The sequence below is a fragment of the Aliiroseovarius halocynthiae genome, assembly GCF_007004645.1.
Lineage (GTDB): Bacteria > Pseudomonadota > Alphaproteobacteria > Rhodobacterales > Rhodobacteraceae > Aliiroseovarius > Aliiroseovarius halocynthiae.
In genome coordinates this window covers 253,081-267,894 of sequence record NZ_ML660019.1, presented here as the reverse complement: position 1 = coordinate 267,894, position 14,814 = coordinate 253,081, and the positions used below count along the sequence as shown (strand labels likewise).

Annotated in this window: 16 protein-coding genes; 5 read left to right on the top strand and 11 right to left on the bottom strand. The window is 57.7% G+C overall.

Annotation, left to right across the window (positions count from 1 at the left end; genetic code table 11):
- Positions 1 to 46: 46 nt before the first annotated feature.
- Both rpmB and FIL88_RS01395 read right to left on the bottom strand, forming a co-directional pair.
- Positions 47 to 334 (bottom strand): 50S ribosomal protein L28, encoded by a 288-nt coding sequence (gene rpmB, locus FIL88_RS01400; RefSeq protein ID WP_108855324.1) that lies wholly within the window; start codon positions 332 to 334, stop codon positions 47 to 49.
- Positions 335 to 535: 201 nt separating this feature from the next.
- The gene (locus FIL88_RS01395; protein ID WP_142852036.1) at positions 536 to 2,365 is read right to left on the bottom strand and encodes an ABC transporter ATP-binding protein; all 1,830 of its coding nucleotides are present in this window, start codon (positions 2,363 to 2,365) and stop codon (positions 536 to 538) included.
- 415 nt (positions 2,366 to 2,780) lie between these two features.
- Here FIL88_RS01395 and FIL88_RS01390 point away from each other — a divergent pair, with 415 nt between their 5' ends.
- The 4 genes from FIL88_RS01390 to FIL88_RS01375 are packed head-to-tail and all read left to right on the top strand — an operon-like array spanning position 2,781 to position 5,519.
- Positions 2,781 to 3,731 (top strand): bifunctional riboflavin kinase/FAD synthetase, encoded by a 951-nt coding sequence (locus FIL88_RS01390; protein WP_142852035.1) that lies wholly within the window; start codon positions 2,781 to 2,783, stop codon positions 3,729 to 3,731.
- A complete protein-coding gene (locus FIL88_RS01385; protein ID WP_142852034.1) occupies positions 3,728 to 4,018 on the top strand; it encodes a Dabb family protein in 291 nt (96 codons plus the stop codon). Before FIL88_RS01390 ends, FIL88_RS01385 begins: the two co-directional genes overlap by 4 nt.
- Positions 4,018 to 4,470 carry a YcgN family cysteine cluster protein gene (locus tag FIL88_RS01380; protein ID WP_142852033.1) on the top strand — a complete coding sequence of 151 codons (453 nt, stop codon included), beginning with the start codon at positions 4,018 to 4,020 and terminating at the stop codon, positions 4,468 to 4,470. The genes FIL88_RS01385 and FIL88_RS01380 overlap by 1 nt, the downstream gene beginning before the upstream one ends.
- The gene (locus tag FIL88_RS01375) at positions 4,470 to 5,519 is read left to right on the top strand and encodes a threonine aldolase family protein (RefSeq protein WP_142852032.1); all 1,050 of its coding nucleotides are present in this window, start codon (positions 4,470 to 4,472) and stop codon (positions 5,517 to 5,519) included. Before FIL88_RS01380 ends, FIL88_RS01375 begins: the two co-directional genes overlap by 1 nt.
- 6 nt (positions 5,520 to 5,525) lie before the next feature.
- Here FIL88_RS01375 and FIL88_RS01370 read toward each other — a convergent pair whose 3' ends face one another.
- Positions 5,526 to 6,347 carry an alpha/beta fold hydrolase gene (locus FIL88_RS01370; protein ID WP_142852031.1) on the bottom strand — a complete coding sequence of 274 codons (822 nt, stop codon included), beginning with the start codon at positions 6,345 to 6,347 and terminating at the stop codon, positions 5,526 to 5,528.
- A gap of 2 nt (positions 6,348 to 6,349) precedes the next feature.
- Positions 6,350 to 6,949 carry a 2-hydroxychromene-2-carboxylate isomerase gene (locus tag FIL88_RS01365; RefSeq protein WP_142852030.1) on the bottom strand — a complete coding sequence of 200 codons (600 nt, stop codon included), beginning with the start codon at positions 6,947 to 6,949 and terminating at the stop codon, positions 6,350 to 6,352.
- Positions 6,950 to 7,056: 107 nt separating this feature from the next.
- Here FIL88_RS01365 and FIL88_RS01360 point away from each other — a divergent pair, with 107 nt between their 5' ends.
- Positions 7,057 to 8,070, top strand: coding sequence for a ribose-phosphate pyrophosphokinase (locus FIL88_RS01360; protein ID WP_142852029.1), 1,014 nt, complete (start codon positions 7,057 to 7,059; stop codon positions 8,068 to 8,070).
- 66 nt (positions 8,071 to 8,136) lie between these two features.
- Here the strand turns inward: FIL88_RS01360 and FIL88_RS01355 are convergent, their stop codons facing one another.
- From FIL88_RS01355 to FIL88_RS01325, 7 genes are all read right to left on the bottom strand, one after another.
- Positions 8,137 to 8,484: an H-type lectin domain-containing protein gene (locus tag FIL88_RS01355; RefSeq protein WP_142852028.1), complete on the bottom strand. Its 348-nt coding sequence runs from the start codon at positions 8,482 to 8,484 to the stop codon at positions 8,137 to 8,139.
- Positions 8,485 to 8,544: 60 nt separating this feature from the next.
- A complete protein-coding gene (locus FIL88_RS01350; RefSeq protein WP_142852027.1) occupies positions 8,545 to 9,747 on the bottom strand; it encodes an MFS transporter in 1,203 nt (400 codons plus the stop codon).
- Between the two features lie 102 nt (positions 9,748 to 9,849).
- Complete coding sequence (locus tag FIL88_RS01345) at positions 9,850 to 10,260, bottom strand: F0F1 ATP synthase subunit epsilon (RefSeq protein WP_142852026.1); 411 nt, start codon at positions 10,258 to 10,260, stop codon at positions 9,850 to 9,852.
- 26 nt (positions 10,261 to 10,286) lie between these two features.
- Positions 10,287 to 11,711, bottom strand: coding sequence for a F0F1 ATP synthase subunit beta (atpD, locus tag FIL88_RS01340; protein ID WP_142852025.1), 1,425 nt, complete (start codon positions 11,709 to 11,711; stop codon positions 10,287 to 10,289).
- Between the two features lie 18 nt (positions 11,712 to 11,729).
- Positions 11,730 to 12,608 carry a F0F1 ATP synthase subunit gamma gene (locus FIL88_RS01335; RefSeq protein ID WP_142852024.1) on the bottom strand — a complete coding sequence of 293 codons (879 nt, stop codon included), beginning with the start codon at positions 12,606 to 12,608 and terminating at the stop codon, positions 11,730 to 11,732.
- Between the two features lie 14 nt (positions 12,609 to 12,622).
- Positions 12,623 to 14,161, bottom strand: coding sequence for a F0F1 ATP synthase subunit alpha (atpA, locus tag FIL88_RS01330; protein ID WP_142852023.1), 1,539 nt, complete (start codon positions 14,159 to 14,161; stop codon positions 12,623 to 12,625).
- Entirely contained in the window at positions 14,161 to 14,721 is a 561-nt protein-coding gene (locus tag FIL88_RS01325; protein ID WP_142852022.1) for a F0F1 ATP synthase subunit delta, read from the bottom strand. The genes atpA and FIL88_RS01325 overlap by 1 nt, the downstream gene beginning before the upstream one ends.
- Between the last annotated feature and the right edge of the window lie 93 nt (positions 14,722 to 14,814).

Sequence of the window (14,814 nt, the reverse complement as noted above, 5' to 3'; positions counted from 1 at the left end):
GGGCCGGGGCGGTTCAAAATCTGGTCGATCCAGAAAAGCGCAGGGCTTAGGCGGCTGCCTGAGCTTTCGCAACTTCTTTCTTGATCTTCAGCGCGTTGGCCGACAGTTCGTCGTTCTTGGCTTTTGCCAGGAACGCGTCCAGACCACCGCGGTGGTCAACCGAACGCAGGGCAGCAGCCGAGATGCGCAGTTTGAAGGCGCGACCCAGTGCTTCCGACTGAAGCGTCACGTCGTTCAGGTTCGGCAGAAACCGGCGGCGGGTTCTGTTTTTGGCGTGGCTGACATTGTTGCCAGTCATCGGGCCTTTTCCGGTCAGTTCGCAAACACGCGACATGGCTCTTATCCTTGCTCTCTCGGGCCAGATTGGTGAGATTTCAGCGCGCCCTCGCGCCGCTCACGTCCAGCCGGTCAATACAAACGGGCACTGCCACGGCAGCGCCCCGAATTCCGTCCGCGGTGAATAGACGCCTTCTTGGGGGACGTCAAGTGAGTCGCGGGGCAGCGGGGCAGGAAAATTCTGCCCCGCCGCAATTGTTTACTCGTCGGCCAGAAAACCGCCCGACTGGCGATCCCATAGGCCGGCATAGGTGCCCTTGGCGGCCAGCAGTTCGTCGTGGCTGCCATCCTCGATCACCCGGCCTTGATCCAACACCACAATCCGGTCCATCTGGGCGATGGTGGACAGGCGGTGTGCGATGGCGATCACAGTCTTGCCTTCCATCATTCCATAAAGGGTTTTCTGGATTGCAGCCTCGACTTCGCTGTCCAGCGCCGAGGTCGCCTCGTCCAGCACCAAAATGGGTGCGTTTTTCAGCATGACGCGGGCAATGGCGATCCGTTGGCGCTGACCACCGGACAGTTTGACACCACGCTCACCGACATGTGCGTTAAAGCCCGTGCGCCCTTGTGGATCCTCCAGCGTCTGGATGAACTCATGCGCTTCCGCCTGACGCGCGGCCGAGACCATCAGGTCCTCACTGGCATCTGGACGGCCATACAGGATATTGGCGCGCACCGAACGGTGCAACAGGCTGCTGTCCTGTGTCACCATCCCGATCTGCGCGCGCAGGCTGTCCTGCGTCACCTGTCGAATATCCTGATCATCAATCAGGATCCGGCCCCCTTCGGGATCACGGAAACGCATCAGCAGGTTCACAAGGCTGGACTTGCCCGCGCCAGACCGACCGACCAGCCCAACTTTCTCGCCCGGACGCACAGTCAAAGACACATTGTCCAGACCGCCAACGCCCTTACCATAGTGGTGCGTCAGTCCCTCAAAGCTGATCTTCCCGTCGCTCAACGCCAAAGCAGGTGCGCCCGGCGCGTCCGTCAGCTCGTGCTCGACTGCGATCGAGCGCAGGCCCTCGCGGATCACGCCCATATGCTCGAACAAGCGGATGGTGACCCACATGATCCAACCGGACATGCCGTTCAGACGAATAACCAGGGCAGATGCGGCAGCAACCTCGCCCACTGACACGACGCCCTGCGACCACAGCCAGACTGCCGTGCCAAGAACGCCTACGATCAGGAAACCATTCAGCAGGTTCAGACCAAAGCTCATCTCGGTCATCAGGCGCAGGAAGCGCTGGAACCGCAGGCGCAGCCGGCGCAAAGACGACAACGCGTAACGCTCTTCACCCTCGCCCTGCGAGAACAGCTTAACGCTTTCGATATTGGCATAGGCATCCACGATCCGTCCGGTCACCAAAGACCGCGCGTCGGACCATTTCTCGGACGCAACACCAACGCGTTTGGCGATGTAGCGCACATAAAGCACATAAAGCACCAGCCAGATCGCAAGCGGCAACGACAACCAAGGATCCACCTGCCCCAAGATCACCATCGCGCTCAGCACATAGGTGGTGGCATAGAAGATGCCTTCGAAGAACATATAGGTGCTGTCTTCCACCGCAGGCCCAAGCTGCATGACGCGGTTCGACAACCGGCCCGCAAAATCATTCTGGAAGAAACCCAGCGACTGCCCCAGCATATGCCGATGCGCCCGCCAGCGGACTTGCTCTTGCATATTGCCCGCCAGAGTCTGTTCAAGAAACAGATGGTTTACCAGAATGGCAACGGGTCTGAGGAACAGGATAAACAGCGCGGCCAGCAGCAATTCGGTGCCATTTGTGGCCCAAAAGGTCTGGGGTGTTGCCTCGGTCATCAGATCGACAACCCGCCCTGTATAAAAGATCAGGCCGGTTTCGATCAGAGCAACAATGACGCCAGAGAGCGCCATGAATGCCATCAACTTGCCGAAGCCCGCATAGTGGGATTTCAGATAGGGCCACAGCTTGGCAGGTGGGGTTGCGTTAGGGGACGAGCGAAACGGGTCGATCAGGTTTTCAAAGAAACGGAACATAGTGGCGCCTCGTGCGCAAAAGGGAATTGAAATGAGAGAAGCGGGGCTGGCGGCAGCCCTTCAGGACCGGCGTCTTTAGTCGCGGTATGGAGTCCTGAAATTTCGCATCGGCATTTCCCTTTGATGTTCTTGACGCGACGCTAGCCGAATTGTTAGCGCCGTTCAACCCCCGGTTTCGGACATCTTTTGGCAGCTCACTTCGCAAGCTTGAAGGGGCGTTGCCCCTCTGCGCAAANCGGCCCCGGACAAGTCCGAGACGTCCTCCACCTTAGGCATCGGAACCATCGCTCCAATGCCCCACCACCACCTGCCACGCGCTGGCACATGCGTATCCATCTGTGCAGGGTCGTCACGAATTTGATCCGCAAGCCGCCTTGGGCTTGCACAGGCCCCGCTGGACCGCTAAGGCCAGCATATGCGGATCATTCGTGACTATCAGTTTGTAAATCCATCTGACCGAGGTGCCACGGCAGTCATCGGCAATTTTGACGGCGTTCATCTGGGCCACCAGTATGTCATCGACATCGCCCGTCAGAAAGCGGCCGAGCTGGGTGCGCCTTTGGGTGTAATGACGTTCGAACCGCATCCGCGCGAATACTTCGCACCGAAAGCCGCTCCGTTTCGCTTGATGAACGCAGACACCCGCGCGCACCGGTTAGAGAAGCTGGGGATCCAAACGCTGTTTGAACTTAGCTTCAACGACACCCTGTCCGCGCTGACACCCGAAGAATTCGCCCGCGACGTGATCGTCGAGGGTCTGGGCCTGACCCATGTTTTCGTCGGTGCTGATTTCCATTTCGGCAAGGATCGCGCAGGCACGCCAAAGATCCTTGAAACACTCGGCAAAGAGCTGAGCTTTGGCGTCACCGTCGCCCCCCTGATGTCGGACGATGTGGGCGAGGTCAGCTCGACCGCGATCCGCACGGCCCTGACCGAAGGCCGCCCACGCGACGCCGCCCGCATGCTGGGCCACTGGCACCGCATTGACGGCGAGGTGATCCGGGGCGACCAACGTGGCCGCGATCTGGGCTATCCCACTGCCAACATGTCCATCGCGGGCCTGCATCCGCCAAAGTTTGGCGTCTATGTGGTTGAAGTCGAGATCCTGACTGGCCCGCATCAGGGCGTTTATGGTGGCGCTGCCTCGATGGGAACGCGCCCAATGTTTGGGGAAAACCTGCCCAATATCGAAAGCTTCATTTTTGACTTTAAAGGCGACATTTACGGCGAACAGCTATCCGTCGCCCTGATCGACTATCTGCGCCCGGAAGAGGTGTTCGACGGGCTGGACGCCCTGATCGCCCAGATGGACGCCGACTGCGCCCGTGCGCGTGACATTCTCTCTCAACTGCCGAGCCGCCCATGATCCGTCACATCGTTTTCTTCACTGCCAAACGCCCCGAAGACCGCGTCCGCGTCCGCGAAGGGTTAGAGCTTCTGAAAGGCATCCCCGACTGCATCCGCCTTGAGATCGCCGAGAACCGGTTCGAAGATCCGATCCCCGGCCCCTCGCCTGACGTGGTGGTCTATGGAGAGTTCGAGGACGAAGCCCAGCTGGCCGCCTATAAGGCGCATCCGATCTATCAGGAATCGATTGCCCGCGTCCGCCCCCTGCGCGAGATGCGGATCGCCGCCGATTTTCTGGCCGACTGATGGGCAAGGCCCTGCGCAAGAAGTTCTGGGAACGTCCGCTGGATCAGCTGACACCTCAGGAATGGGAAGCGCTGTGTGATGGCTGCGGAAAATGCTGCCTGAACAAGCTGGAAGATGAAGACACCGGAGACGTCGTTTTTACCCGCGTCGCATGCCGCCTTCTGGATGGCGATACGTGCCAGTGCTCGCAATATGACATCCGCCTGCAATTCGTTCCCGAATGCATCCACCTGACGCCCGAGAACATCGGCGAAACCGCCTATTTCATGCCCGCATCCTGCGCCTATCGCCTGCGCCACGAAGGCAAGCCCTTGTATGACTGGCACCCGCTAGTGTCGGGCGATCCAAACAGCGTGCATAAGGCCGGGCGCAGCGTGCAGGGCTGGACAGTACCGGAATTTGAAGTCCCCGAAGACGAATGGGAAGATCACCTGATCGAGGAGCCACATTAATGTTTTTCGCCTCTGACAACACGGGTCCTGTGCACCCGAATGTGATGGACGCTTTGGCCAAAGCCAACGAAGGTTACGCCATGCCTTATGGGGCGGATGACATCATGGCGCAGGTCACTGCCCGCATTCGCGAAATATTTGAGGCCCCCGAGGCAGCGGTGTATCTGGTGGCGACTGGCACGGCAGCGAACTCGATCTCGCTGGCGACACTGGCGCGGCCGTTCGATACGATCTTCTGTTCGCCCGAGGCACATATCCACGAGGATGAGTGCAACGCGCCCGAATTCTATACTGGCGGCGCAAAGCTGACCTTGGTGCCAGCCGAGCATGCCAAAATGTCACCCGACACGCTGCGCGGCGCCATCGCAAGCGAGGAAACCCGCGGCGTACATGGCCCCCAGCGCGGTCCGGTGTCGATTACCAACGTGACTGAACGCGGCACAGTCTATTCCGGGGCCGAGATCAAAGCGCTGTGTGACGTTGCTAAATCCTATGACTTGCCCGTCCATCTGGACGGCGCACGGTTTGCCAATGCGTTGGTGGCTTTGGGCTGCACCCCAGCCGAGATGACATGGAAATCAGGCGTGGATGTGGTCAGCTTCGGCGGCACCAAGAATGGCTGCATGGGCGTCGAGGCCGTGATCTTCTTCGACCCCAAACATGCATGGGAATTCGAACTACGCCGCAAGCGCGGTGGGCATCTGTTCTCGAAGAACCGGTATTTGGCAGCGCAGATGTTGGCCTATCTCGAAGGCGATTTGTGGTTGGATCTGGCGCGAAAGTCGAATGCGGCCAATGCGCGCTTGGTTCGTGGATTGAAGCAGATTGAAAGCGTGAGCTTTCTGCACGAACCGCAGGCCAATATTAGCTTTGCTGGATGGACCCGCGCCGGCCATCAGCGCCTGCATGACGCAGGTGCAGCCTATTACGTCTGGGACGATAACCTTGAGGGCAGCGACCCGGACGAGATCCTGACCGCACGCATGGTCTCCGACTGGTCCATGACGGACGAGAACATCGACCGGTTTGTCGCGCTGGCGCATGGGTAAGGTGGCCTAGACCTCGACCGTTTGCAGAATGTGGTCTCGAATGCTGGTGGAGACCTCTTGCGCATGGCTGATCGGCCCCATATGCCCGGCACCCGCAATCACCTGACGGCGGACGTTTGGGAACCGCGCCTGCATCTGATCGTGGACGGCACGCACCAGATCAGGCGAATGCTGTCCTTCTAGCAACAGGACCGGCAGCGTCACGTTTTCCAAGGCGCCGGGTGCCACCTGACCATGCCTATCTTCATGCGTCACGCTGCGCCCGGCAGGGATCAGATGGATGCGGTCTGCCATGTCTTGTTTCAAACGTGCAGGCAGTGCATCCCACCCTGCATCACCGCCCCATTGGCAATTGAACAGCCGGGCTGCTTCCATCCGGTCGCCAGCACGCATCGCATCCGCAAAAACGCCATTCATGTAACGGTGATTGTCGGCATAGGCCGGATGGTCCTTGGCAGCGGTGAACAGGACCGGCTCAAACAAGGTTAGGCTGCGCACCTTGTTCGGAACCATCTGCGCAACGCGCAAGGCAATCGTGCCCCCGAAACTGTGGCCAACCAGATCAACCGGCCCCTGCGCATGACGTGAAAGCAATTCCAGCGCCACCTGGGTCGCCGCGTCCTGATAATCGCCCTGCCCGTCCCAATCAGCACTGCGCCCATGGCCCGGCAGGTCATAGGCAAGAGACGTCAAATCGCGGCCCAACGCGGCCCGCACAGCGCGCCACGCGCCGGAATGCGCCAACGAGCAGTGAATAAAGAGCGCCTCGCGCGGGCCCGCACCTTGCGTGTCCCAAAAGGTCGGGCATCCACCCAGAACGTCCAACATCCTTAGCCCTGCGCCGCCAAATGTGCATCAAGCATATCAAGGCGATCCTGACCCCAGAACTTTTCGCCATCATCGCAGACATAGAAGGGCGACCCGAATACGCCCGCATTCACGGCATCGTCAGTATACTTGGCATAGGCCTCGGCCCCTAGCAAAAGACCGCTATCCGCCAGCGACGGATCAAACCCGGCCTCCGACAGGCAGGCCTTGATGACTGCATCTTCTGCGATGTCTTTCTCGTCCATCCAGATCGAGCGCATCAGCGCATCCACCAACGCACCAACATCACCTGTGCCAGCGCTTTGGGCGGCGATGATCGCGTATGAAGCGGGTGCCCCGTTGGTCGGCCAATGCGCAGGGTTAACGTTGATCGGCATATCCAGCGCCTTTGACCAGCGCTTCAGCTCTTGCATGCGATACTCCATCCGCGACGGATGACGATCTTTGGGCAACTGCCCCCCGGTACGCGTAAAAAGCTGCCCGATATCCACTGGTTTGAAAGTGACCGACCCGCCGCGCGTTTCGGCAATCTTGGCGAACCGCTTACCGCCAAGGAAAGCCCACGGCGATAGCACTGTGAAATAATAGTCAATATGGCTCATTTTTCGGCCCCCTGTTGCGCCAATGCTGTTTCCCGAAATCTATCCCGGTGTTATTGGGTGTCAACGTCACGATTCTGTCATACAGAGCAATTCTGGGGTCTGCTGCCATGCCATCCACCACCGAACCGAAACTTATCTCGGGCAATGCCAACCGCCCGCTCGCCAAAGCAGTTGCCAAGCGCATGTCGATGCATCGCGGGGCAAGTGTGGGACTGGTCGACGCCCGCGTAGAACGTTTCAACGATGGCGAGATCTTCGTCGAAGTTTATGAAAACGTTCGCGGCGAGGACATGTTTATCATTCAGCCGACGTCTAACCCTGCGAATGACAACTTGATGGAGCTTCTGATCATGGCCGACACGCTGCGTCGGTCATCGGCCCGAACCACAACCGCTGTGATCCCCTATTTTGGCTATGCGCGTCAGGATCGACGCACCAAGGCACGCACTCCGATTTCCGCCAAACTGGTCGCCAACATGATCGCTCAGTCAGGAATCGAGCGGGTTCTGACCATGGACCTGCACGCTGCACAGATCCAGGGCTTCTTCGATATCCCGGTGGACAACCTTTATGCCAGCCCGATCTTTGCGCTGGATGTAAAGCACCACTTCCAAGACTGCCTTGGCGAAGTCATGGTGATCTCGCCCGACGTCGGCGGTGTGGCCCGTGCCCGCGAGCTGGCAAAGCGCATCGGCGCCCCACTGGCAATCGTCGACAAACGCCGCGAAAAAGCTGGTGAAGTGGCCGAGATGACCGTGATCGGGAATGTTGAAGGCAAGCGCTGCATCATTGTGGACGACATTTGTGATACCGCTGGGACATTGTGCAAAGCCGCCGAAACCCTGATGGCTCAAGGTGCCAGCGAAGTGCATGCCTATATCACCCACGGTGTTATGTCCGGCCCCGCTGTCGAGCGCGTGCAGAGCTCTGTCATGAAATCGCTGGTGATCACGGATTCGATCGAGCCGACCAAGCCGGTTCTGGACGCCGAGAATATCCGTGTGGTCCCAACTGCACCCATGTTTGCGCAGGCCATTCTGAACATCTGGGGCGGTACGTCCGTGTCTTCGCTGTTCGACCACGACACATTGGAGCCTCTGTATGAAGGCATGTATTCCTGATCAGAGCAGGAAATTAGAAATACGAAAGGGCCCCACGGGGCCCTTTTTTAGTTCCATACGCGGGCTTCAAACATCCCAGATGTCATCATTCGACGCTTCGCCGATTGCCAGCCAATCCGCCCGAACGCGTGCGACGCGCGTATCCCCCCACGTGCGGAACAGAATTTCAAACCCGTTTTCGGTCACGTTCTCGGCCAGAATATCAGCGCGTTGATTGCTTTCACCGGCAATGTCCCACATCGACATCGAAACGGTGACGGTGGGCGGGGTCACGAAGGGCTCGGAGAAACGGATAGCTGTCCGTAACTTGCGTGGTCCACTACCTGTCCACATCTCTCCGTCATGTTCGAAATCCGAGAAGAGTACCTTGCTCCCTCGGTCTACGCCCAACATATGGGGTCGAATTCGCTTCATAATCTAACGTAGTCCATTAAATTCTAATCGTTCATGCCGAATAATTATGGCTAAAACAAGTTAAGGTTGCGCTTTCAAACGCAAAAAATAGGGTAGCAGTACAAGCACAATCAATCCAGACAGCAAAAATGGAGCGCCGGGAAGGTAAATTGCGCCGTCCTCGTCAGCGAACTTCTGAAAGACGCCTGTCACAACCATCGGTGCAATCACGGCGGCAATCGACCCCAAGCTGGCAATGACGCCCTGCAACAGCCCTTGTCGATCTTCCGATACCATATTGGCCATCATCGCAGTCATCGTAGGCGGTGCCATGTCGGCCAAGGCCGCCACGATGATGAACGAGAACATCACCCACACAGTTCCCGTTAGCCCGAAAACAACAAAGGCGGCGATCGAACAGATGATCGAGAAGATCAACGTGCGGTATTCACCAATCTTGGGCAGCAGGAAGCGCATGACCACCCCCTGTGTAAACGCGACGGCTATTCCATAAGATGCCAAAGAAATGCCGATCAGGGCAGTTCCCCACCCAAAGACCTCGCGCGTCCAGAACGCCCAAAGCGTTGGATAGACCATATTGGCGAACTCGAACGCAAAGATCAGGATCAAGGGAAGCATCATTCCGGGCAAGCGGAACGCATCCAAGATCGAGCCAAACGGGTTCAGATCACGCTTGGTGAAGGCGCGGCGTTTTTCCGGCGCAAGGCTTTCGGGCAGCAGAAACAGTCCAAACGCAACGTTTACGGCTGCCAGCGCAGCGGCCAGCCAGAACGGGGCCGTGATGTGAAAGCTTGCCACCAACCCGCCGATCGCAGGTCCCATGACAAAGCCGATCCCAAACGTGGCCCCAATCAAGCCGAAATTCGCAGCGCGCTCTTCGGGTTTGGAAATATCAGAAAGATAGGCCGTCGCCGTGATATAGGTCGCGCCAGCGATCCCGGCCAGAATGCGTCCGATCAACAGCCACCAGAACGTCGTCGCCAATGCCATGACCACATAGTCCACCGCCAATGTGACCAACGCCAGAAGCAGAACAGGCCGCCGTCCAAGACTGTCCGAAATTCCGCCAATCACCGGAGCGAACAGGAACTGCATCGCGGCATAGGACGCCATAAGAATCCCGCCCCAGAACGCGCCATCAGCGGTGTTGGCCGCACCGACACGCTCCATCAGGTCAGGCATGATTGGAAACACAATCCCAATACCCACCGCATCCAGAAGGATGGTGGCCAGAATGAACCAGATTGCTCCGCGTTTTTTCATATCGCGCTCCTTTGCTCACATCAGTGACGTGATGTGCGGGAAAGCGCAAATGCAAAAAGCCCCACCAGATGGCGGGGCTTCTCAAAATCATGTTCCGTGGGCTTAGCCTTTCACGGACAGACCCAGGTCACTTGCCATTGCAGCGATATCTACCGTGCGTTTGGCCAGTTCGTCCAAGTTCTCAGCGGTTGCGTTGCTTGATGCGGCAGCCGCATCAGACACGAACCCGTCAAGAATGTCCTGCGTCACTTCCGAAACAGGCAGGGCACGTTCAGCCAGAACCGAGGTGCCAGCCGCTGTCACTTCGGCGAAACCGCCCGTGACAACAAACTCGGCATTGCCTTCGGGGGACTCGACGCGAACGATACCGGGACGCAGCGTCGTGATCGTCGGTGCGTGGTTCGGCATCGCCGTCAGGTCACCGTCGGCACCCGGCAGCTGGACCGCAGTCGCCTGAAGCGAAGCAAGGCTTCGTTCGGGCGACACCAGGTCGAATTGCATCGTATCAGCCATCAGAGGCCCTCCTTCAGCGGTTCAGCTTATGCAGCGTCTGCCGCCATTTTCTCGGCTTTGGCGACCACTTCGTCGATGCCGCCAACCATATAGAAGGCGCCTTCGGGCAGGTGATCGTATTCGCCAGCCACAACAGCCTTGAACGACTTGATGGTGTCTTCCAGCGGAACCTGAACACCGTCCGAGCCAGTGAACACTTTTGCCACGTCGAAAGGCTGCGACAGGAAGCGTTCGATCTTACGAGCGCGCGCAACAGTCAGCTTATCTTCTTCCGACAGTTCGTCCATGCCAAGGATGGCGATGATGTCCTGCAACGACTTGTAGCGCTGAAGGATTTCCTGAACGTCGGTGGCAACTTTATAGTGCTCGTCACCGATGACCAGCGGATCCAGCAGACGCGAGGTCGAACCAAGCGGGTCAACCGCCGGGTAGATGCCTTTTTCCGAAATCGAACGATCCAGAACGGTCGTAGCATCAAGGTGGGCAAACGAGGTTGCAGGTGCAGGGTCGGTCAAGTCATCCGCGGGAACATACACGGCCTGAACCGAAGTAATCGAACCCGATTTGGTCGACGAAATACGTTCCTGCATGGCGCCCATGTCGGTGGCCAGGGTCGGCTGGTAGCCAACCGCCGAAGGAATACGACCCAAGAGAGCCGAAACTTCCGAACCAGCTTGGGTAAAGCGGAAGATGTTGTCGACGAAGAACAGAACGTCCGAACCGGTGTCGTCACGGAACTGTTCCGCCAGGGTTAGACCCGACAGAGCAACACGCATACGTGCGCCGGGAGGTTCGTTCATCTGGCCGTAGACCAGCGCAATTTTCGACTTCTCCAGATCGTCGGGAACGATAACGCCCGATTCAATCATCTCGTGGTACAGGTCGTTGCCTTCACGGGTACGCTCACCAACACCAGCGAACACGGACACACCCGAGTGCACTTTAGCGATGTTGTTGATCAGTTCCATGATCAGAACGGTTTTACCAACACCAGCACCGCCGAACAGACCAATCTTACCACCCTTGGTGTAGGGGGCCAAAAGGTCGATAACCTTAATGCCGGTTGTCAGGATTTCAGTCTCGGTCGACTGGTCTTCGAAAGCAGGCGCTTCGCCGTGGATCGGGCGGCTTTCTTTCGATTTAACAGGGCCTTTTTCGTCAACGGGCTCGCCGATGACGTTCAGGATGCGGCCCAGAGTTGCGTTGCCGATCGGCACCGAGATCGGCGCGCCGGTGTCAGTTACTTCCTGACCACGGACCAGACCTTCGGACGCGTCCATAGCGATACAGCGGACGGTGTTTTCACCAAGGTGCTGTGCAACTTCCAGAACGAGTTTGTTGCCATTGTTGTCGGTGTTGAGCGCGTTCAGAATTTCGGGAAGGGCATCCTCGAATTGAACGTCCACAACGGCGCCAATCACCTGGGTGATCTTACCTTTAGCGTTAGCCATTGTTGTTTCTCCGGTTCCTTAGAGCGCCTCGGCGCCCGAAATGATTTCGATAAGTTCGTTGGTGATCACGGCCTGACGCGAACGGTTGTACTGAATGGTCAGCTTGTCGATCATGTCGCCTGCGTTGCGGGTTGCGTTGTCCATTGCAGACATCCGCGCACCCTGCTCCGAGGCACCGTTTTCCAACAGCGCGGTGAAGACCTGCGTGGCCACGCCCGAAGGCAGTAGCGTTGCAAGAATGCCTTCTTCCGACGGCTCATAGTCATAGACGGTCGAGGCTTCTTCAGCACCTTCTTCAGGGGCGTCAAAGCTGGCCGGGATGACCTGCTGGGCAGTCGGGATCTGGCTGATCACGCTTTCGAACTTGTTATAGAAGATCGTCGCGACGTCGAACTCACCCTCGTTGAAACGATGGATAAGGTCGTTGGCGATGCCTTGTGCGTTGTCGTAACCAACGTTGCGCACACTCGACAGATCCACATGGTCAACCATGGTATCTTCGAAGTCGCGCTTCAGTTGCTCACGACCCTTCTTGCCAACGGTCAGCATTTTGACCGTTTTGCCCGAAGCGATCAGCTCTTCCGCTTTTGCACGCGCCATCTTGGCGATCGACGAGTTGAAGCCACCGCAAAGGCCGCGTTCGGCAGTCATGACCACAAGCATGTGGACTTGATCCGAACCCGTACCCGAAAGCAGTTTCGGAGCGCTGTCGCCCCCCGACGAAGCTGCCAACCCACCCAGAACGGCGTTAAACCGTTCTGCGTAGGGACGACCTGCTTCGGCCGCTTCCTGTGCCCGCCGCAGTTTTGCGGCGGCCACCATCTGCATGGCCTTCGTGATCTTCCGCGTCGACTTGACGCTTTCGATCCGATTTTTGAGGTCCTTAAGGTTGGGCATCTGTCTGAGCCCCCTTAAGCGAAGTCAGCGGCGAACGCGTCCAGCGCTGCTTTGACCTTGTCCTCAAGTTCACCTTTAACCTTGCGGTCGTTGTCGGTGATGTCGGCAAGCAGATCAGCGTGTTTCTGACGCAGGTGGTTCAGAAGACCAGCTTCAAAACGACCAACTTCCGATACGTCGATCTTGTCCAGGTAGCCGTTGGTACCAGCGTAGATCACGCAAACGATTTCAGCGTTGGTCAGCGGCGAATACTGCGCCTGCTTCATCAGTTCCGTCAGACGGGCACCACGGTTCAGCAACTGCTGGGTCGAGGCATCAAGGTCCGAACCGAACTGAGCAAACGCAGCCATCTCACGATACTGAGCCAGCGACAGTTTAACCGGGCCAGCAACCGACGACATTGCTTTTGTCTGAGCGCTTGAGCCAACACGCGAAACCGACAGACCGGTGTTCACAGCAGGGCGGATACCCTGGTAGAACAGTTCGGTTTCCAGGAAGATCTGACCGTCGGTGATCGAAATCACGTTGGTCGGAATAAACGCGGAAACGTCGCCACCTTGGGTTTCAATAACCGGCAGAGCGGTCAGCGAACCTGCGCCGTAGTCCTCGTTCAGCTTGGCCGAACGTTCCAGCAGGCGCGAGTGAAGATAGAAAACGTCACCCGGGTAAGCTTCACGGCCCGGCGGGCGACGCAGAAGCAGCGACATCTGACGATACGACACAGCCTGTTTCGACAGGTCATCATAGATGATCAGGGCGTGGCGGCCGTTGTCACGGAAGTGCTCGGCCATGGCGGTTGCGGCGTAAGGTGCCAGGAACTGCATCGGCGCGGGGTCCGAAGCGGTTGCAGCAACAACGATCGAGTATTCAATCGCGCCGGTTTCTTCCAGCTTTTTCACCAGCTGCGCAACAGTCGAGCGCTTCTGGCCAACAGCTACATAGACGCAGTAGAGCTTCTTGCTCTCGTCGTCGCCAGCGGCTTCGTTATACGATTTCTGGTTCAGGATCGCGTCCAGAGCAACGGCAGTTTTACCGGTCTGACGGTCGCCAATGATCAGCTCTCGCTGGCCACGGCCAATTGGGATCATCGCGTCAACCGACTTCAGGCCGGTTGCCATCGGTTCGTGAACCGATTTACGCGGGATGATGCCCGGCGCTTTAACGTCAGCAACGTTGCGCTTTTTGGTTTTGATTGGGCCTTTGCCGTCGATCGGGTTACCCAGACCGTCAACAACGCGACCAAGCAGTTCGTCACCAGCAGGAACGTCCACGATGGAGTTCGTACGCTTAACAGTGTCGCCTTCTTTAATGTCGCGGTCCGAACCGAAGATAACAACACCTACGTTGTCTGCTTCAAGGTTCAGAGCCATCCCGCGGATACCACCGGGGAATTCAACCATTTCACCTGCCTGAACATTGTCCAGACCGTGTACACGGGCGATACCGTCACCGACCGACAGAACGCGGCCAACTTCGGCCACTTCGGCATCTTGGCCGAAGTTCTTGATCTGGTCTTTCAGGATCGCAGAAATTTCTGCTGCTTGGATACCCATTATCCGACCTCTTTCATGGAATTCTGAAGTGCATCGAGCTTGGCCTTGACCGACGTGTCGATCATTTGCGAGCCCACTTTCACGACCAGGCCACCGATGAGTTCCTCATCGACTGCCAGGTTGATGTTCACATCCTTGCCGGTTGAGGCTTTCAGAGCCTTGGCAAGTTTGTCTTGCTGTGCCTTGGTCATTGCTTTGGCTGCGGTCACCTCTGCGGTGATCTCACCTTTGTCCTCGGCGATCAGGGCGCGCATGGCGTCCAGAAGCTGAGGCAGCACAAACAAACGACGTTTCTGGGCCATCAGACCCAGCGCGTTTGCGACCATTGGCGAAAGTTTCATTTTTTTGGCGACAGCTGCAATCACGCCAGCCTGTTCATCGCGGCTGTAAACCGGCGAATTGATCAGGTCGACAAGATCAGAGCTATCGGCGAGAGCAGCGTCAAGGGCGACAACGTCCGCCTCGACTGCTTTCAGTTTCTTACCCTCTTTGGCCAATTCGAAAATAGCCGTGGCATAACGTTGGGCAATGCCAGTTGAGATCGAGACTGGTTCGGACACGTCCACCCTTCCGATATGTTAAGCCCCATTGTGGTCTGCCGAACAAACCGGGGCGGCCAACAGAAGCCGCACTTTCGCGCGTACTATCTAAAT